The following is a 15,588-nucleotide window of genomic DNA, read 5'->3' as shown; positions in this document are numbered from 1 at the left end:
AAGACTTTAAAGGTAACCAAAAAATTGTCTTGATTCTTAAAATCTTGGTTCTTGATTCTTTTATAAGGATTTTGTTCTTCCTCCATCAACAGGAACATTAATTCCGTTGATAAAACTTGCTCTTTCACTTGCTAAAAACACAATAGCATTGGCTACCTCCTCTGGTTTTGCAAAACGCTTTGCTGGTGATGCGTTTTTCATCATTTCAGCAACTTCTTCAACAGTTTTCCCTGTTTTAGCAGCTTTATTATTGATAATTTCTGTCAAACGTTCCGTCGCTGTAGCTCCTGGTAATACATTATTCACTGTAATTCCGAATTGACCTAATTCATTCGCTAAGGTTTTACTCCAATTAGCAACCGCACCACGAATAGTATTCGAAACTCCTAAACCATCTAGAGGTTGTTTTACTGAAGTAGAAATTACATTTATAATTCTACCATAGCCTTCCTCTTTCATAAACGGTACTACTGCTTGCACCAAGACATGGTTACATTTTAAATGCATGGTAAAAGCTCTTTCGAACTCTTCTAACTTGGCATTGAATACTGGACCTCCTGCTGGTCCTCCTGTATTATTCACCAAAATATGAAACTGTAAATTAGTCCCTTCTAACTTCTCTTTTAAATCTGCTGGATTGGTAAAATCTACTACCAAATACCCATGATTTTGGTTATTATTTGGTAATTCAGCTAACACAGCTTTAAGCTTTTCTTCGCTACGAGCTACCAACGTTACATTTACTCCTTCTTGGGCTAATTGTATTGCTGCTGCTTTTCCTATTCCTTGTGTACTACCACATACCAAGGCGTTTTTATGTTGTATATCTAAATTCATTTTATTCGTTATTCTGAATCATTTGTTTAATCTTAACCGCTTTCTCAAAATGATCTAATTGATGTGTTTGAATCCACCAAGTAGCCACTTCCATCAATACTTTCGGATTATCATTTTTATTTTTGAAAAATGCATAAAACGAAAGCCCTACATTTTCTCCTTTTTTAGCAATTTTCTCTTCGCAAACAGTTATTATTTTTTCTTTTATTTCCTTATTCATATTTTATACATACATTTTTGGGTTCTGTAAAAAAGCGTAAAGCTTCAAAACCACCTTCACGTCCTACTCCACTTGCTTTTTGACCTCCAAATGGCGTTCTTAAATCACGCAATAACCATGTATTTACCCAAACAATTCCTGTGTGTAATTCTTTAGACAATCGCATGGTTCTCGTCAAATTATTTGTCCATATTGTTGATGACAATCCATACACCACATCATTCGCTAATTGTAAAGCTTCTTCTTCTGTTTTAAAAGACATTAAGGTAACTACTGGTCCAAAAATCTCTTCTTGATTTAATCTACACTGATTGCTTGAAACTTCTATAATCGTCGGTTGTAAATAGTAACCGTTTTCACAATTCTTGACAGTGACTCTGTCACCTCCATATAGAATCTTACCTCCTTCTTGTTCTGCAATATCTATATATGATTTTACCTTTTCTAAATGTGGTTTCGATACCAAGGCTCCTATATTTGTGTCTTCATCAAAAGGATTTCCTATTTTTAATTCTGATACTTTCTGAACAAAATCTTTTTTGAACTGTTCATAGATACTTTCTTCAACAAAAATTCTACTTCCACATAAACAAATCTGACCTTGATTTGCAAATGAAGAACGAACTGTAGTCGCCAACATATTTTCATAATCACAATCCGCAAAAATGATATTTGGATTTTTACCTCCTAGCTCTAACGACAATTTCTTAAACATAGGTCCTGCTGTACGAGCTATATGTGCTCCTGTAGCAGTACCACCCGTAAATGAAATTGCTTTGATATCTGGATGCTCTATAATGGCTTGTCCTGTGGTAGTTCCTAATCCGTGAACTATGTTTAACACCCCTTTAGGTAAACCTGCTTCATTACAAATTTCTCCTAATAAATAAGCCGTCATTGGCGTTACTTCACTTGGTTTTGCTACGACACAGTTTCCTGCGGCTATTGCCGGAGCAATCTTCCACGTGAATAAATAAAGTGGTAAATTCCACGGAGAAATACATGCCACTACACCAATTGGTTGACGTAACGTAAAATTCATAGCTCCTAAGCCAACACTTTCATGAGCTTCGGATGAAAATTGCGTAATCGCATCAGCAAAATATTGAAAATTTGATGAGGCTCTCGGAATATCAATCGCTGTAGCTAAACTTAATGGCTTTCCATTATCCTTAGCTTCAGCTTTTGCTAACTCAGGTAATCTTTGCTGAATTAACTGTGCTATTTTAGAAAGAATATGGCTACGCTCATTCAAAGTAGTATTTGACCAAGACGGAAAAGCTTCCTTGGCTGCTTTATATGCTAACGCTACATCTTCCTTAGTTGAATTAGGAATTTGTCCATACACTTCTCCAATAGATGGATTATAATTATCAATGTAATTACCTGCTACTGGTGCTACCAGTTCTCCGTTTATGTAGTTTTTAATGTTCTGCATAAGGCTTTTAGCTTTTAGCTTTTGGCTTATAGGCTACCACTTTAATTTCAATCAATAAATGCGGGTGTGGTAATTGATGTACAGCTACGGTAGTTCTCGTTGGTCCGTTATAGTCAAAGTACTCAGCATATACTTCATTATAGCCTCCAAAATCATTCATATTCACCAAGAATGAAGTTACATCTACAATATCAGATAAAGCAGCACCAACTTCTTGTAAGATATCTCGAATATTTTCTATTACCGCTCGTGTTTGCTTTTTAATATCTAAGTTGGTCGTTCCAAATTCATCTACCTCAACTCCTTCAAAAGAATTATCAGGTCTACGAGAACTTGTTCCAGATACATAAATGAAGTCTCCTACTTGTTTTACATGCGGAAATTTCCCTCTTGGTATCGCTTTTCCTTTGATTACTTTACTGTCCATAATATTAAGCCCCTCTTTATCTCCCCTGAGGGGAGAAACTCTAAAAATAGGGTTCTTGAGTTTTATTGTTTTATTTTTATCTTCACATCTTACTCCTTCCCTTTGGGAAGGTTAGGATGGGCCAATTCTAATAGTTTTATCGTTGTTTTTAAATTGCGGGTGGTTGCTGTTACTTTCAACTTCTTTTCGATTACATTGTTTGTTAATTTAGTACTCCCAAAACTAGATGGACAATACAAATACACCACATCATCAACTATTTCATATTTGTCTTCGTTAATTCCATTAACTTCAATAACTGATTCTTTAGTTACTCTATCTAAAAAAGTAAAAGCTACTATTTTTTCATTCTCTTGTGAAAACGGATAGCTTTCTAGTGTACTTTTCCATTCCTCTGGTGTTCTAGCCAGTACAGGCACATCATACCCAAATTTAGCAGCAATCGCTTCTTTAATTTTCTGACAAACGATCTCTTTTGTTTCTCCTGAATCTAAAATAATATTACCACTTTGAATATAGGTTTGTACATTTTGAAACCCTAATTCATTCAAAATTTCTCGTAATTCAGCCATCGGAAGCTTGTTTTTTCCCGAAACATTGATTCCTCTTAGTAATACTATATAAGTACAAGCCCCTCCTAACCTCCCCTGAGGGGAGGAATTATCAACTTTATGTATATCAGTTTCTTTCATTACCTATCTTTTCCCTCCCTTTGAGAGGGTCGGAGCGGTCTTACAGTCCCGCTATTTTATCTTCTTCTAAAATCTCATTAGTTTCTTCTTGCACCTTTTTTAATACCTCATTCAAATCAGTGATGGTATCTAAATCATGATGAGCAACCATATTTAATAACGCTTTATCTTGCGCACGTCCTTTTTTCATTGCTTCTGCATACGGAATCTCTTCATTAAAAGTTACCATTGAGTATTTCGAGAAATATTCTGTTGGGAACGTCTTTTCTAAATCCATTTCTAACTTTCTTTTTTGTTTAAATAATGGATTTGCTACATGATCTCGCATTTCATAAAAATTATCGATAGCTAAATCAGCAATCGCATCGGTATCTTCTTTACGTGCTTTTTCATAAGCCTTAAAAGTAGCTTGCCAATCTCCTTCGTGTGTATCTAAAATCGTATCAAATACAGTTACATCTTCAAACGACGCATTCATTCCTTGTCCATAAAACGGAACAATCGCATGTGCTGCATCTCCCATTAACAAAGTTTTGTTTTGATAATGCCAAGGTGAACACTTTACCGTTCCTAAAGCCCCTGTTGGATTGTTTAAGAATTCGTCTTTTATACTTGGTATCAAAGCTAAGGCATCTGAAAATTCTTTTTCAAAAAACTCGGTTATCTTTTCTTCGGAAGTTAAGTTGTTGAAGTTGTATTCTCCTTCATCGTAACTCAAAAACAAGGTTACTGTAAAACTTCCATCTAAATTCGGCAACGCAATTAACATATACTCTCCACGAGGCCAAATATGTAAATGGTCTTTACTAATTTGATGGTTTCCTAACTTGTCTGCAGGAATTTCCAATTCTTTATATCCATGCGTTAAGAAATTCTGTGAATAACTAAACAAGAATTTTCTTTCTAAATAGTAACTCTTTCTCAATGCAGATCCAGCACCATCGGTTCCAAAAATCACATCTCCATCTACTGAAAACTCTTGATTGTTCTCATGATTCTTAAAATAAGCTACCGTATTTTCTATATCTACCGAAGTGCATTCGGTATTAAAATAGATGGTTACATTTTCGTGTGCTTCCGCTTCGTTTAATAAAATTCCGTTTAAATCTCCTCTTGAAATAGAATTGATATACTCTCCTTCTCTACCCGAATAGTTCGATGCAAACGTATTCCCTTCCCTATCATGCATTAAACGTCCGTACATCGGAATACAAATTTCACGCGCTTTTTCTTCCACACCACATAAACGTAACGCTTTAAAACCGCGATCTGATAATGCTAAATTGATAGAACGTCCTGCTGAAATATCGGTAACTCGTAAATCTGGACGACTTTCATACATTGCTACCTTATAGCCTCTTTGTGCTAAACGAAGTGCTAATAAACTTCCGCATAAACCAGCACCTATAATTACTACAGAAGCCCCTCCTATATCCTCCCCAGAGGGAAGGACTTTCTTTACTTTTAATTCTTTGTTATTATCTGTATTCAAAATTTTTCTTTTTTAAAGTTAAACTTCCTTTCCTTCGGAAAGGATTGAGGATAGGCATTCAACCATCCTGTATACATCTTCAAAACTGTTATACATTGGCACTGGTGCGCAACGAATTACATCAGGTTCTCTCCAATCGGTTATAATATTATTTTCGGTTAGTTTTTTGTGTAAACTTTTATCTGCATTCTTTACTTGAATAGATAATTGACACCCTCTTTCTTTTGGATTCGATGGTGTAATTATTTTAATGCTGGCCGTATCAATCTGATTGATTAAATATTCAAAATAGCCCGTTAATTTTTCCGATTTGGCTCTTAACGCTTCCATTCCTACTTCTTCAAACATATCTAACGAAGCTCTAATTGCTGCCATTGATAAAATCGGTGGATTTGATAACTGCCACCCTTCTGCTCCTGGCATTACATCAAATGGTTGACGCATGTTAAAACGAGTTTCTTTGTTATGGTTCCACCAACCTGCAAAACGAGGTAACTCTTTATTATGCGCATGCTTTTCATGCACAAACAATCCTCCTAAACTTCCTGGACCCGAATTCAAATACTTATAAGTACACCAAGCTGCAAAATCTACTCCGCTATCATGTAATTCTGGAGAAATATTTCCTGCACCGTGCGCTAAATCTATACCTACGATACAGTTTTTAGCATGACCAATTTCTGCAATACGTTTGATATCTAAATACTGTCCTGTATAATAATTCACACCACCAATCAACAACAAGGCTATTTCATCACCTTGTTCATCTACTATTTTCTCTAAATCTTCAATACGCAATAACTCTTCTCCTTCACGAGGTTTCCATTCTATCAATCCTTCTTCCGTATCAAAACCATGGAATTTTAATTGCGATTGTACCGCGTATCTATCCGAAGGAAAAGCGTCACTTTCTATAACAATTTTATACTTTGTTTTAGTTGGTTGGTAAAACGACACCATTAACAAGTGTAAATTGGTCGTCAGCGTGTTCATCACTACCACTTCTAATGGTTTAGCTCCCACTATTTTTGCCATCGAATTCGTTAAAAATTCGTGATATGGCATCCATGGGTTTCGAGCTTCAAAATGCCCTTCTACTCCATATTTTGCCCAATCGTCTAATTCTTGTTGAATGTATTGTTGCGTTTGTTTAGGTTGTAATCCAAGAGAATTTCCTGTAAAATACAACCAGTCATTCCCTTCTGCATCTTTTGGAATATGAAACTGCGCTCTTAAATGCGCTAAATTATCTTCTTTATCTAGTTGTTGTGCGTAATCGAGTGTTGGTTTATACATAGGTATTTATATTTCTAAAAACCATTTCTAAAACACTAAAGATACTTCATTTTTACCTCAAAATAAAACCAAAAGTGTTTCACATAATAAAACGGTGTTTTATAAACTTACTTATTTTTATTATATTAGTCAATAATTTTTTGAGAAAAATGAATACAGATTCTAAAAACTTAAACCAATCTATCATCAAAGCGTTTGCTGTTTTAGATGCTTTTACCAATGATAAAAAAGAATGGGGAGTTAGAGAATTAGCCACTAAAACTGGCTACAACAAAAGTACCGTATACCGATTACTAAGCACTTTAGTTTCGCTGAATGCTGTGCAACAAAACGACAACGATAAATACCAATTAGGAAGTAAGCTGTTTGAATTAGGCAATCGTGTTTCAATCTATAAATCACTCAGAAATTTAACTAATGAACCTATACAGAAAGTAGCTTTAGAAATTCAAGAAACTGTTTTACTAGGTATTTTAAAGGAACAACAAGTATTTCATATTAATAAAGCTGATAGTTTACAAGGACTTAAAATAAGCACCTCTATTGGTTCTTACGCTCCTATTAACGGAAGCGCGATTGGAAAATTACTCTTAGCTTTTTCTTCGTTAGAAAATCAAGAAGTTTTTCTAAACTCAAACACTTTACAGACGTTTACCAAAAACACCATCACCTCAGTTTCAAAATTCAAAAAGGAATTAGTACAAATTCAACAGCAACAATTTGCATTAGATATTGAAGAATCAGAATTGGGCTTAGTTTGTATTGCTATTCCTATCTATAATAAAAAAGGAAAAGTGATTGCAGGAATCAGTGCTTCTGGACCTTCTAGTAGATTTAAAATGGAGAATGTATCTAGCTATACTCAAATTTTACAAAAAGGTGCCAATACTATAGAGCAAAATTTAAGTGACTTTGATAGTTTATAAAAGAAAAATCCCGCTTAAGCGGGATTTTATATTTCTTAATACAGTACTCTAAATTTAATAGTACCATCTACTTTTTTCAGTTTTGCAATTACTTCTTGGTTATACTCTTTATCCACATCGGTAATTACATATCCTACTCTTTCATCGGTAGAAAGGTATTGACCTGTAATATTCAATTCATATTTCGCTAATACTTTATTGATTTTTGCCATTACACCAGGCACATTTTCATGAATATGTAAAAAGCGGTGTGCATTTTTATGTTTAGGTAAACGAATATTTGGGAAATTAACCGCATCTACCGTGTTTCCAGAGTTGATATATGCCATGATTTTATTTGGAACAAAATCAGCAATATCTCTTTGAGCTTCTTCTGTACTACCTCCCACATGTGGAGTTAAAATCACATTATCTAATCCTTTTAACTCAGTATAAAACTCACCATTTTTTCTTGGCTCTTCAGGATACACATCTACAGCAGCACCTGCAAGTTTACCTGATTTCAACGCATCCACCAATGCTTCAATATCTACTACAAATCCGCGAGAAAGGTTTACCAAATGCGCTCCATCTTTCATTTCAGCTAACTCTTCCTTTCCTATATAGTTTTTGTTTGCTGAATTATCATCTACATGCAAGGTTACCACATCAGAAATATTCAACAACTCTTTTAATGTATCTAATCTTGTTGCGTTCCCTAAAGCTAATTTATCTTCAACATCATAATAGTACACGTCCATTCCTAAAGCTTCTGCCAATACAGATAATTGTTTTCCTATGTTTCCGTATCCAACAATTCCTAACTTTTTACCACGCACCTCCCTTGAACCTTGTGCTGTTTTATTCCATTGACCGTTGTGAATTTCAGTACTTCTTTGGAAAACACTACGCATTAGCATAATAATTTCTCCAATCGCTAATTCAACTACTGAACGCGTATTGCTATAAGGTGCATTAAAAACTACTACTCCATTTTCTTTACATGCTTCTAAATCGATTTGCTTCGTTCCAATACAAAAAGCAGAAACCACCATTAACTTTTCAGCAGCTTCAATTACTTTACGAGTTACTTGTGTTTTAGAACGGATTCCTAACACATGAACATCTTTTAATTTTTCAATCAATTCATCTTCCGATAAACTTCTTGAAATAGTTTCTACAGAAAATCCATCACCTGTCAACTTTGTAAAAGCATCAGGGTGCACGTTTTCTAATAATAATATTTTAATTCTGTTCTTTGGGTATGATAGGTTTCTAGGCAATTTGTTAACGTATAAAAATTCATCTAAATTTGGGGTAATATGGTCGGCATTTGCGATTGTCTTATCTCTCGACACATTTTCTGTATAAGCAAAAAAAGTATCAGCAACACCAGCTTCTTTAGTTACAGCATCACTATAGCCATCTCCAATTACTTGTACTTCACCTTCTAAATTTAAGGATTTTAAACAATCTATCTTTCCGTTGTGCTTAGATAATGGATTTTGGGTATCAAATCCTACAATAACTCCTGCTTTATCAAACTCAAATGTGTTTGCAAATACTCTTTCAGAAGGAATATTGTATGCCGCTACAATAGGATCGATAAACTCTTTAAATCCTGCGGAAATCACATAAATAGCATCCGAAAAATTTTCAAAAAAATCTTTATTTCTTTCAATAGAAGGAGACACTTTTTGCTTTAACTCCTCAATTAACAAAGGTAAGTCTGTCTTTGTTGCTTTTAATAATTGAATCCGCTTTTCTAAGGACTCAGTAAAAGAAATATCACCATCAATTCCTTGATTGGTTATGTGGATTATCTCTTGAACAATCTCCTCTTTTTTCGGATTTCCAGCCAGCGTGATTTCTGCCAAAACATCTAATGCTTCTACACGTGTTAACGTGCTATCGAAATCGAAAACGAAATTTCGTTTTGCTAAATTCATGTTACTTTGTTGTGTTTTTGTTGTTGTGTTGTTAGCCAACGAATGTACAAAGCTTTTCGTAAAAACTTCCATAACAAGCTAGTTAAGTTTCAAATTTTAAACCGATATTGTTTTTAACGTTTCTTCAATTACATTTTAACAATATTAAACACTAAAAAACTTCACTTTTAAAGTAAAAACAGCAAGAATAACCATAAAACAGGAACTGCTTCTACCCAAAATGAGCTATAATATTTAGATTGGTTTACTTGTGCTCTCATCAATAGAAAAAGAAGTAAAAAAAACATTCCTAAAAAAGCCATTCTAAAATATGAATTTGGACTTATCATAAATTCCAAGACCAAACATAAAAGCAACAAAACATACCCAAATTTTTTAGTGTTTTCTACCCCTATTTTTTTGGGTATAGTTTGTAAAGAAATAGCATCATATTGCACATCACGAATATCAAAAGGAAGGATTAGTATCATCACCAATAAAAAACGCTGAATTAGCATTAAATACATTTCTGATGTAAAAAAAGACTCATTGGCATAAATTGGTAGTAAAACTGTGGTTCCTGCCCAAACTATGGCTACTACTATAATTTTTAAATATCCAATACTTCGTAAATTTTTCTGAAATCCGCTTAAAAAAGGAACCGCATATAAAAAAGTCAACAGTCCGAAAGGTGTAAAAAACAGTAAGATTCTTAAAGGAAGTAACCATGCGAAATAACACATCAACAAGAAGCAAATCAATGAAAATACTTGAGTAACTTGTAAGTTTTTTGTTAAACTTCTGTGATGCAGCTTTGCTATTCCTGCATATTTCACAAAATTATATCCTGTAATCGTAGCAAAAAACACAAACCAGTCTAACAATTCATTATGCGGAATTTCAAAATAAATCTCCGTTATGCGAAGTAACGCATAAACTGCCAGTGCTACATGAATACTAGCATTGATATAAAAATCGATTACTGTTTTAAAAAACTTCACCTAACAAAAATAGCTTTTATGTTTATAACCCTAAGTGTTGGTTAATAAAATATCATTTTTTAACAAAAAAATATGTACGCACAAGTCAACCAATTTCACTATTTTTGAGCCACTTAAAACAACAACACAATAATGAACACAAATTCATTTCAATTAAGACATATTGGTCCTCGTGTTAAAGACCAAGACCAGATGCTTAAAACGATTGGCGTAGAGAGTTTAGACCAATTGATTTACGAGACTATTCCTGACGATATTCGTTTACAAAAAGAGTTAGATTTAGCTCCTGCAATGAGTGAATATGAATACTTAACTCACATTAACGAGTTGGGTGCAAAAAACAAAGTTTTTAAGAGTTATATCGGTTTAGGATATCACGAAGCAATTATACCAAGTGTAATTCAACGTAATATTTTAGAAAACCCAGGATGGTATACTGCCTACACGCCTTATCAAGCAGAAATTGCACAAGGACGTTTAGAGGCCTTGTTAAATTACCAAACAATGATTTGTGATTTAACAGGAATGGAGTTAGCCAACGCTTCATTATTAGATGAAGGAACAGCTGCTGCAGAAGCTATGGCTTTATTATTTGATGTTCGTGATAGAGCACAAAAGAAAGCTGATGTAAATAAGTTCTTCGTTTCTGAAGAAATTTTACCACAAACTTTATCAGTATTACAAACACGCGCAATTCCTATCGGAATTGAATTAGTGGTTGGTAATCACCAAAAATTTGATTTCTCTGAAGAATTCTTCGGTGCAATTGTACAATATCCAGGAAAACACGGTCAGGTTTATGACTATACTGATTTTGTTGCAAACTGTAATGCTAAAAACATTAAAGTAGCAGTTGCTGCTGATATTTTATCATTAGTAAAATTAAAAGCGCCTGCACAATTTGGTGCTGATGTAGTAGTAGGTACTACGCAACGTTTTGGTATTCCTTTAGGATATGGAGGTCCTCACGCAGGATTCTTTGCTACTAAAGAAGAATACAAACGTAGTATGCCTGGTCGTATTATTGGTGTTACCAAAGATGTTGACGGTGGTCGTGCTTTACGTATGGCTTTACAAACACGTGAGCAACATATTAAACGTGAAAAAGCAACTTCTAACATTTGTACTGCACAAGTATTGTTAGCTGTTATGGCGGGTATGTATGCAGTTTTCCACGGAAAAGAGGGATTACAATACATCGCTGATCGTGTACATACAAGTACTACAACGTTAGCAAAAGCTTTAACCGATTTAGGTTTCAAACAACAAAACACTTCGTATTTCGATACTATTTTAGTAGAAGTTGAAACAGATAAATTACGTCCTGTAGCTGAAGCAAACGGAATCAACTTTAACTACATTGACGAAAACCATATTTCAATTTCTGTAAATGAAACAGTTGGTTTAAAAGAAATCAATGCTATTGTTGATTGTTTCGAGCAAGCGTTCAATATCAAAGATATTTTAGTTACTGAATTTACTACAGCAGATGTTATTCCTGCGGATGTAAAAAGAGCAACTTCTTTCTTAGATAATGAAGTATTCAACACGTATCAATCAGAAACTGAAATGATGCGTTATATTAAAAAATTAGAGCGTAAAGATTTAGCGTTAAATCACTCAATGATTTCTTTAGGGTCATGTACTATGAAACTAAACGCTGCTTCTGAAATGTTACCGTTAAGCAATCCACAATGGGGAAATATTCACCCATTCGTACCTTTAAATCAAGCTGAAGGATACCAAGTTATGCTAAATAATCTTGAAAACCAATTAAACGTGGTTACTGGATTTGCAGGTACTTCTTTACAACCTAACTCAGGTGCACAAGGAGAATTTGCTGGTTTAATGGTTATTAGAGCTTATCATGAAGCTAATGGAGATACTCACAGAAACATCTGTTTAATTCCTGCATCTGCTCACGGAACTAACCCTGCATCTGCTGTAATGGCAGGTATGAAGGTAGTAGTTACCAAAACGGATGAAAAAGGAAACATCGACGTAGAAGATTTACGTGCGAAAGCTGAAAAACACGCAGCTAATTTAGCGGCTTTAATGGTAACGTATCCATCTACTCACGGAGTTTACGAAAAAGCGATTAAAGAAATTACGCAAATTATCCACGATAACGGCGGACAAGTATATATGGATGGTGCCAACATGAACGCACAGGTAGGATTAACGAATCCTGCAACTATTGGTGCTGATGTTTGTCACTTAAACTTACACAAAACATTTGCGATTCCTCACGGTGGTGGTGGACCAGGTGTTGGGCCAATTTGTGTGGCGCCACAATTAGTTCCGTTTTTACCTACTAACCCTGTAGTTACTACTGGTGGTGATAACGCTATTACTGCTATTTCAGCTGCTCCTTGGGGTTCTGCTTTAGTATGTTTAATTTCTTACGGATACATCACGATGTTAGGTGCTGATGGATTGACTAATTCTACCAAGAACGCTATTTTAAACGCAAACTATATTAAAGAGCGTTTAAGCGGACATTATAGCACTTTATATACTGGTGAAATGAACCGTGCTGCTCACGAAATGATTTTAGACTGTCGTGAGTTTAAACAAAACGGAATTGAAGTTACTGACATTGCGAAACGTTTAATGGACTACGGATTCCACGCGCCTACGGTATCTTTCCCTGTAGCGGGTACAATTATGGTAGAGCCAACCGAATCGGAAGGTGTCGCTGAATTAGACCGTTTTTGTGATGCTTTAATCTCTATTAGAAAAGAGATTGCCGAAGCGAGTAAAGAAAATCCTAACAACCCGCTTAAAAATGCACCACATACGCAAGAAATGTTAACTGCTGATGAGTGGGATTTACCATACTCTCGTAAACAAGCAGCATTTCCTTTAGAGTATATTGCAGACAATAAGTTTTGGCCTTCAGTACGCCGTGTAGACGATGCTTTTGGTGACCGTAATTTAATTTGTTCTTGTAATCCTATTGAAGATTATATGGAAGCAGAAGCTTAATAAATATAACACCTATAAAAAAGACCTCGAAATTTCGAGGTCTTTTTTATTTATGCAACTCTTACAATTCTTTCTAATGGAATAATAGTAGATTCTTTTAAAATTACCGAGGCATCAGTAATACCCCAAACGGTTGTTTCTACTCTCTTTAAACCATCCACATCCATAAAAAATATTTTTACCTTTTCTCTTTCTAAATTTCCTAAAGACAAAGCCCACTGTAAATCTAAAATACGATTTACTATTGCTTTCTTTTTGTTTAACACCTCTTCTTTTGGAAATTTCAAGAACTTGATCTGTTCTTTTGCTACAGTTATAAAACCTGTTTTTGTAGTCATATTATTGGGGAATTTAAGGTTACTACTTTATAAAATTAAGATTTAAGTTATAGAACTAAAATCTCATTGCCAATGTATACATTTCGAACTTCACTTACAAACAATACAACAAAACAATATAAAATTTAACATTTACACAAAATAAGGAGTTGATTTTTAACAAACACTCAATAAAACCAATATCAAACTACAAAACACTCAAAAACAGAAACTTAAATATTATTACTAAAGAAGATTGTTTCGTTTCCCTCACAATAACTATAAATAAAACGTCATTACGAAGGAGGTTACGACTGAAGTAATCTCTCCATCAACTAGCAGATTGCTTCGTTCTACTCGCAATGACGAAACATACCGTCATCTCGAACTGAAGCAACGCGGAATGTGAGAGATCTTAAGAATAGAAGTTACTCTCTTCATGAGATTCCTCACATCCGTTCGGAATGACGTTAAGTTAATTGGAATGACCATACCTAAACGTCATAGCGAGGAGGCTCATTGAGCGAAGTCGAAATGAACGACGTGGCTATCTTTTACTCGGTACACGATATACAGATTGCTTCATTCTACTCGCAATGACGAAACATACCGTCATCTCGAACTGAAGCAGCGCGGAATGTGAGAGATCTTAAGAATAGAAGTTACTCTCTTCATGAGATTCCTCACATCCGTTTGGAATGACGTTAAGTTAATTGGAATGACCATACCTAAACGTCATAGCGAGGAGGCTCATTGAGCGAAGTCGAAATGAACAACGTGGCTATCTTTTACTCGGTACACCATATACAGATTGCTTCATTCCATTCGCAATGACGCTTGTACTCTACCCTATTTTTATATATTTGAAAAAAATTACTAGTAGTCTCAATGCTATTTTAAATGACTTATTTATCTATAATTATACTCGTAGGTATTTTTCTTGTATTCAAAAAAAGCACCTCAACACCAAAGCGGAAACAACCTACAACTCCTTTTCCAAACAAATGGAAAGTTATTTTAACTAAAAAAGTCGCTTTTTACAACGCACTCACTCCTGATGAAAAAGAATTGTTTGAATTCAAAGTTTTTGAATTCATGTTAAATCATGAAGTTATTGGTGTTGATGTTACAGTTACGATTACGGACAAACTTCTGATAGCTTCTAGTGCTGTAATTCCTATTTTTAATTTTCCTGAATGGCGTTATCCTAATATCAAAGAAATTATTTTATACCCTGCTATGTTCAACGAGCATTTTGAAACCGAAGGAGACAACCGAAGAATTTTAGGAATGGTAGGTAACGGGTATTTAGAAGGAAAAATGGTTTTATCGAAACCTGCTTTACGTCTAGGTTTTGAGAATGAAACCGATAAAAAGAATACCGCTATCCATGAGTTTGTGCATTTAATTGACAAACTAGATGGAAATATTGACGGAGTTCCGCATGTATTATTAGAAAAACAATACAGCATTCCGTGGGTAGATTTAATCAACAAAAAGATTGAAGAAATATATAACGACGCTTCCGATATCAATCCGTATGGCGGAACTAACAAAGCGGAATTTTTCTCGGTAGCTAGTGAATACTTTTTTGAGCGTCCGAAGTTATTAGCTAGAAAACATCCTGAGCTTTATGCGTTGCTAGAGCAAATCTTTAAACAAGATATGGACGACATGAACCTGCATTTAAAACGCCTTGATATTTCCAGAAACGATCCTTGTCCTTGTGATAGTGGAGTGAAGTATAAAAAGTGTTGTGGAGTGAACTAGACCGTCTTCTCTACTCGTCATTACGAAGGAGGTACGACTGAAGTAATCCCTCCATCGACTAACAGATTGCTTCGTTACACTCGCAATGACGATAACTTAGACGTCATTTCGACAGAGCGATTTTATGAGCGACGAGAAATCTCAACAATGGGAGTTACTCACATGAATAAGATTTCTCGTTATCACTCGAAATGACAGTAATCGAGACGTCATAGTAAGGAGGCTCATTGAGCGAAGTCAAAATGAACGACTTGGCTATCTTTTACTCGGTACACGA

Annotated in this window: 13 protein-coding genes; 3 read left to right on the top strand and 10 right to left on the bottom strand. The window is 34.8% G+C overall.

All coding sequences use genetic code 11. The features are described 5' to 3' along the window. Positions 1–60 precede the first annotated feature (60 nt). The 7 genes from ACR9ES_RS13305 to kynU form a co-directional block, all read right to left on the bottom strand. Positions 61–837, bottom strand: coding sequence for an SDR family oxidoreductase (locus tag ACR9ES_RS13305; protein ID WP_435254534.1), 777 nt, complete (start codon positions 835–837; stop codon positions 61–63). Between the two features lies 1 nt (position 838). Then, the gene (locus ACR9ES_RS13300) at positions 839–1,057 is read right to left on the bottom strand and encodes a DUF6500 family protein (RefSeq protein WP_435254533.1); all 219 of its coding nucleotides are present in this window, start codon (positions 1,055–1,057) and stop codon (positions 839–841) included. Continuing rightward, a complete protein-coding gene (locus ACR9ES_RS13295; protein WP_435254532.1) occupies positions 1,050–2,495 on the bottom strand; it encodes an aldehyde dehydrogenase in 1,446 nt (481 codons plus the stop codon). Before ACR9ES_RS13295 ends, ACR9ES_RS13300 begins: the two co-directional genes overlap by 8 nt. Before the next feature lie 7 nt (positions 2,496–2,502). After that, positions 2,503–2,922: a RidA family protein gene (locus ACR9ES_RS13290; RefSeq protein ID WP_435254531.1), complete on the bottom strand. Its 420-nt coding sequence runs from the start codon at positions 2,920–2,922 to the stop codon at positions 2,503–2,505. A gap of 89 nt (positions 2,923–3,011) precedes the next feature. Then, the gene (locus tag ACR9ES_RS13285) at positions 3,012–3,614 is read right to left on the bottom strand and encodes a DUF1697 domain-containing protein (protein WP_435254530.1); all 603 of its coding nucleotides are present in this window, start codon (positions 3,612–3,614) and stop codon (positions 3,012–3,014) included. Between the two features lie 40 nt (positions 3,615–3,654). Beyond that, positions 3,655–5,046, bottom strand: coding sequence for an FAD-dependent monooxygenase (locus ACR9ES_RS13280; RefSeq protein WP_435255654.1), 1,392 nt, complete (start codon positions 5,044–5,046; stop codon positions 3,655–3,657). Positions 5,047–5,124: 78 nt separating this feature from the next. Then, positions 5,125–6,402 carry a kynureninase gene (gene kynU, locus ACR9ES_RS13275; RefSeq protein ID WP_435254529.1) on the bottom strand — a complete coding sequence of 426 codons (1,278 nt, stop codon included), beginning with the start codon at positions 6,400–6,402 and terminating at the stop codon, positions 5,125–5,127. 149 nt (positions 6,403–6,551) lie between these two features. Between kynU and ACR9ES_RS13270 the strand changes: the two genes are divergently transcribed. Then, positions 6,552–7,328 carry an IclR family transcriptional regulator gene (locus ACR9ES_RS13270; RefSeq protein ID WP_435254528.1) on the top strand — a complete coding sequence of 259 codons (777 nt, stop codon included), beginning with the start codon at positions 6,552–6,554 and terminating at the stop codon, positions 7,326–7,328. 35 nt (positions 7,329–7,363) lie between these two features. On the opposite strand, the gene serA is transcribed toward ACR9ES_RS13270, so the two are convergent. Together serA and ACR9ES_RS13260 are read right to left on the bottom strand one after the other, a co-directional pair. After that, the gene (gene serA / locus ACR9ES_RS13265; RefSeq protein WP_435255653.1) at positions 7,364–9,256 is read right to left on the bottom strand and encodes a phosphoglycerate dehydrogenase; all 1,893 of its coding nucleotides are present in this window, start codon (positions 9,254–9,256) and stop codon (positions 7,364–7,366) included. A 167-nt stretch (positions 9,257–9,423) separates the two neighbouring features. After that, positions 9,424–10,236, bottom strand: coding sequence for a hypothetical protein (locus ACR9ES_RS13260; RefSeq protein WP_435254527.1), 813 nt, complete (start codon positions 10,234–10,236; stop codon positions 9,424–9,426). A gap of 132 nt (positions 10,237–10,368) precedes the next feature. On the opposite strand from ACR9ES_RS13260, the gene gcvP reads away from it, so the two are divergent. Then, positions 10,369–13,224, top strand: coding sequence for an aminomethyl-transferring glycine dehydrogenase (gene gcvP / locus ACR9ES_RS13255; RefSeq protein WP_435254526.1), 2,856 nt, complete (start codon positions 10,369–10,371; stop codon positions 13,222–13,224). Between the two features lie 50 nt (positions 13,225–13,274). On the opposite strand, the gene ACR9ES_RS13250 is transcribed toward gcvP, so the two are convergent. After that, positions 13,275–13,562, bottom strand: a complete 288-nt coding sequence (locus ACR9ES_RS13250) for a hypothetical protein (RefSeq protein ID WP_435254525.1) — start codon at positions 13,560–13,562, stop codon at positions 13,275–13,277. An 879-nt stretch (positions 13,563–14,441) separates the two neighbouring features. On the opposite strand from ACR9ES_RS13250, the gene ACR9ES_RS13245 reads away from it, so the two are divergent. Continuing rightward, positions 14,442–15,311: a zinc-dependent peptidase gene (locus ACR9ES_RS13245; RefSeq protein WP_435254524.1), complete on the top strand. Its 870-nt coding sequence runs from the start codon at positions 14,442–14,444 to the stop codon at positions 15,309–15,311. Positions 15,312–15,588: the final 277 nt, after the last annotated feature.

This window comes from Tenacibaculum sp. A30, assembly GCF_051200845.1.
Classification (GTDB): Bacteria; Bacteroidota; Bacteroidia; order Flavobacteriales; family Flavobacteriaceae; genus Polaribacter.
This window is presented reverse-complemented; position numbering and strand designations above follow the sequence as displayed.

Excerpts from the sequence above, each read along its gene's own strand:
- ACR9ES_RS13305 (WP_435254534.1), bottom strand. The coding sequence starts at position 837 with ATGAATTTAGATATACAACATAAAAACGCCTTGGTATGTGGTAGTACA.
- ACR9ES_RS13300 (WP_435254533.1), bottom strand. The coding sequence starts at position 1,057 with ATGAATAAGGAAATAAAAGAAAAAATAATAACTGTTTGCGAAGAGAAA.
- ACR9ES_RS13295 (WP_435254532.1), bottom strand. The coding sequence starts at position 2,495 with ATGCAGAACATTAAAAACTACATAAACGGAGAACTGGTAGCACCAGTA.
- ACR9ES_RS13290 (WP_435254531.1), bottom strand. The coding sequence starts at position 2,922 with ATGGACAGTAAAGTAATCAAAGGAAAAGCGATACCAAGAGGGAAATTT.
- ACR9ES_RS13285 (WP_435254530.1), bottom strand. The coding sequence starts at position 3,614 with ATGAAAGAAACTGATATACATAAAGTTGATAATTCCTCCCCTCAGGGG.
- kynU (WP_435254529.1), bottom strand. The coding sequence starts at position 6,402 with ATGTATAAACCAACACTCGATTACGCACAACAACTAGATAAAGAAGAT.
- ACR9ES_RS13270 (WP_435254528.1), top strand. The coding sequence starts at position 6,552 with ATGAATACAGATTCTAAAAACTTAAACCAATCTATCATCAAAGCGTTT.
- serA (WP_435255653.1), bottom strand. The coding sequence starts at position 9,256 with ATGAATTTAGCAAAACGAAATTTCGTTTTCGATTTCGATAGCACGTTA.
- gcvP (WP_435254526.1), top strand. The coding sequence starts at position 10,369 with ATGAACACAAATTCATTTCAATTAAGACATATTGGTCCTCGTGTTAAA.
- ACR9ES_RS13250 (WP_435254525.1), bottom strand. The coding sequence starts at position 13,562 with ATGACTACAAAAACAGGTTTTATAACTGTAGCAAAAGAACAGATCAAG.
- ACR9ES_RS13245 (WP_435254524.1), top strand. The coding sequence starts at position 14,442 with ATGACTTATTTATCTATAATTATACTCGTAGGTATTTTTCTTGTATTC.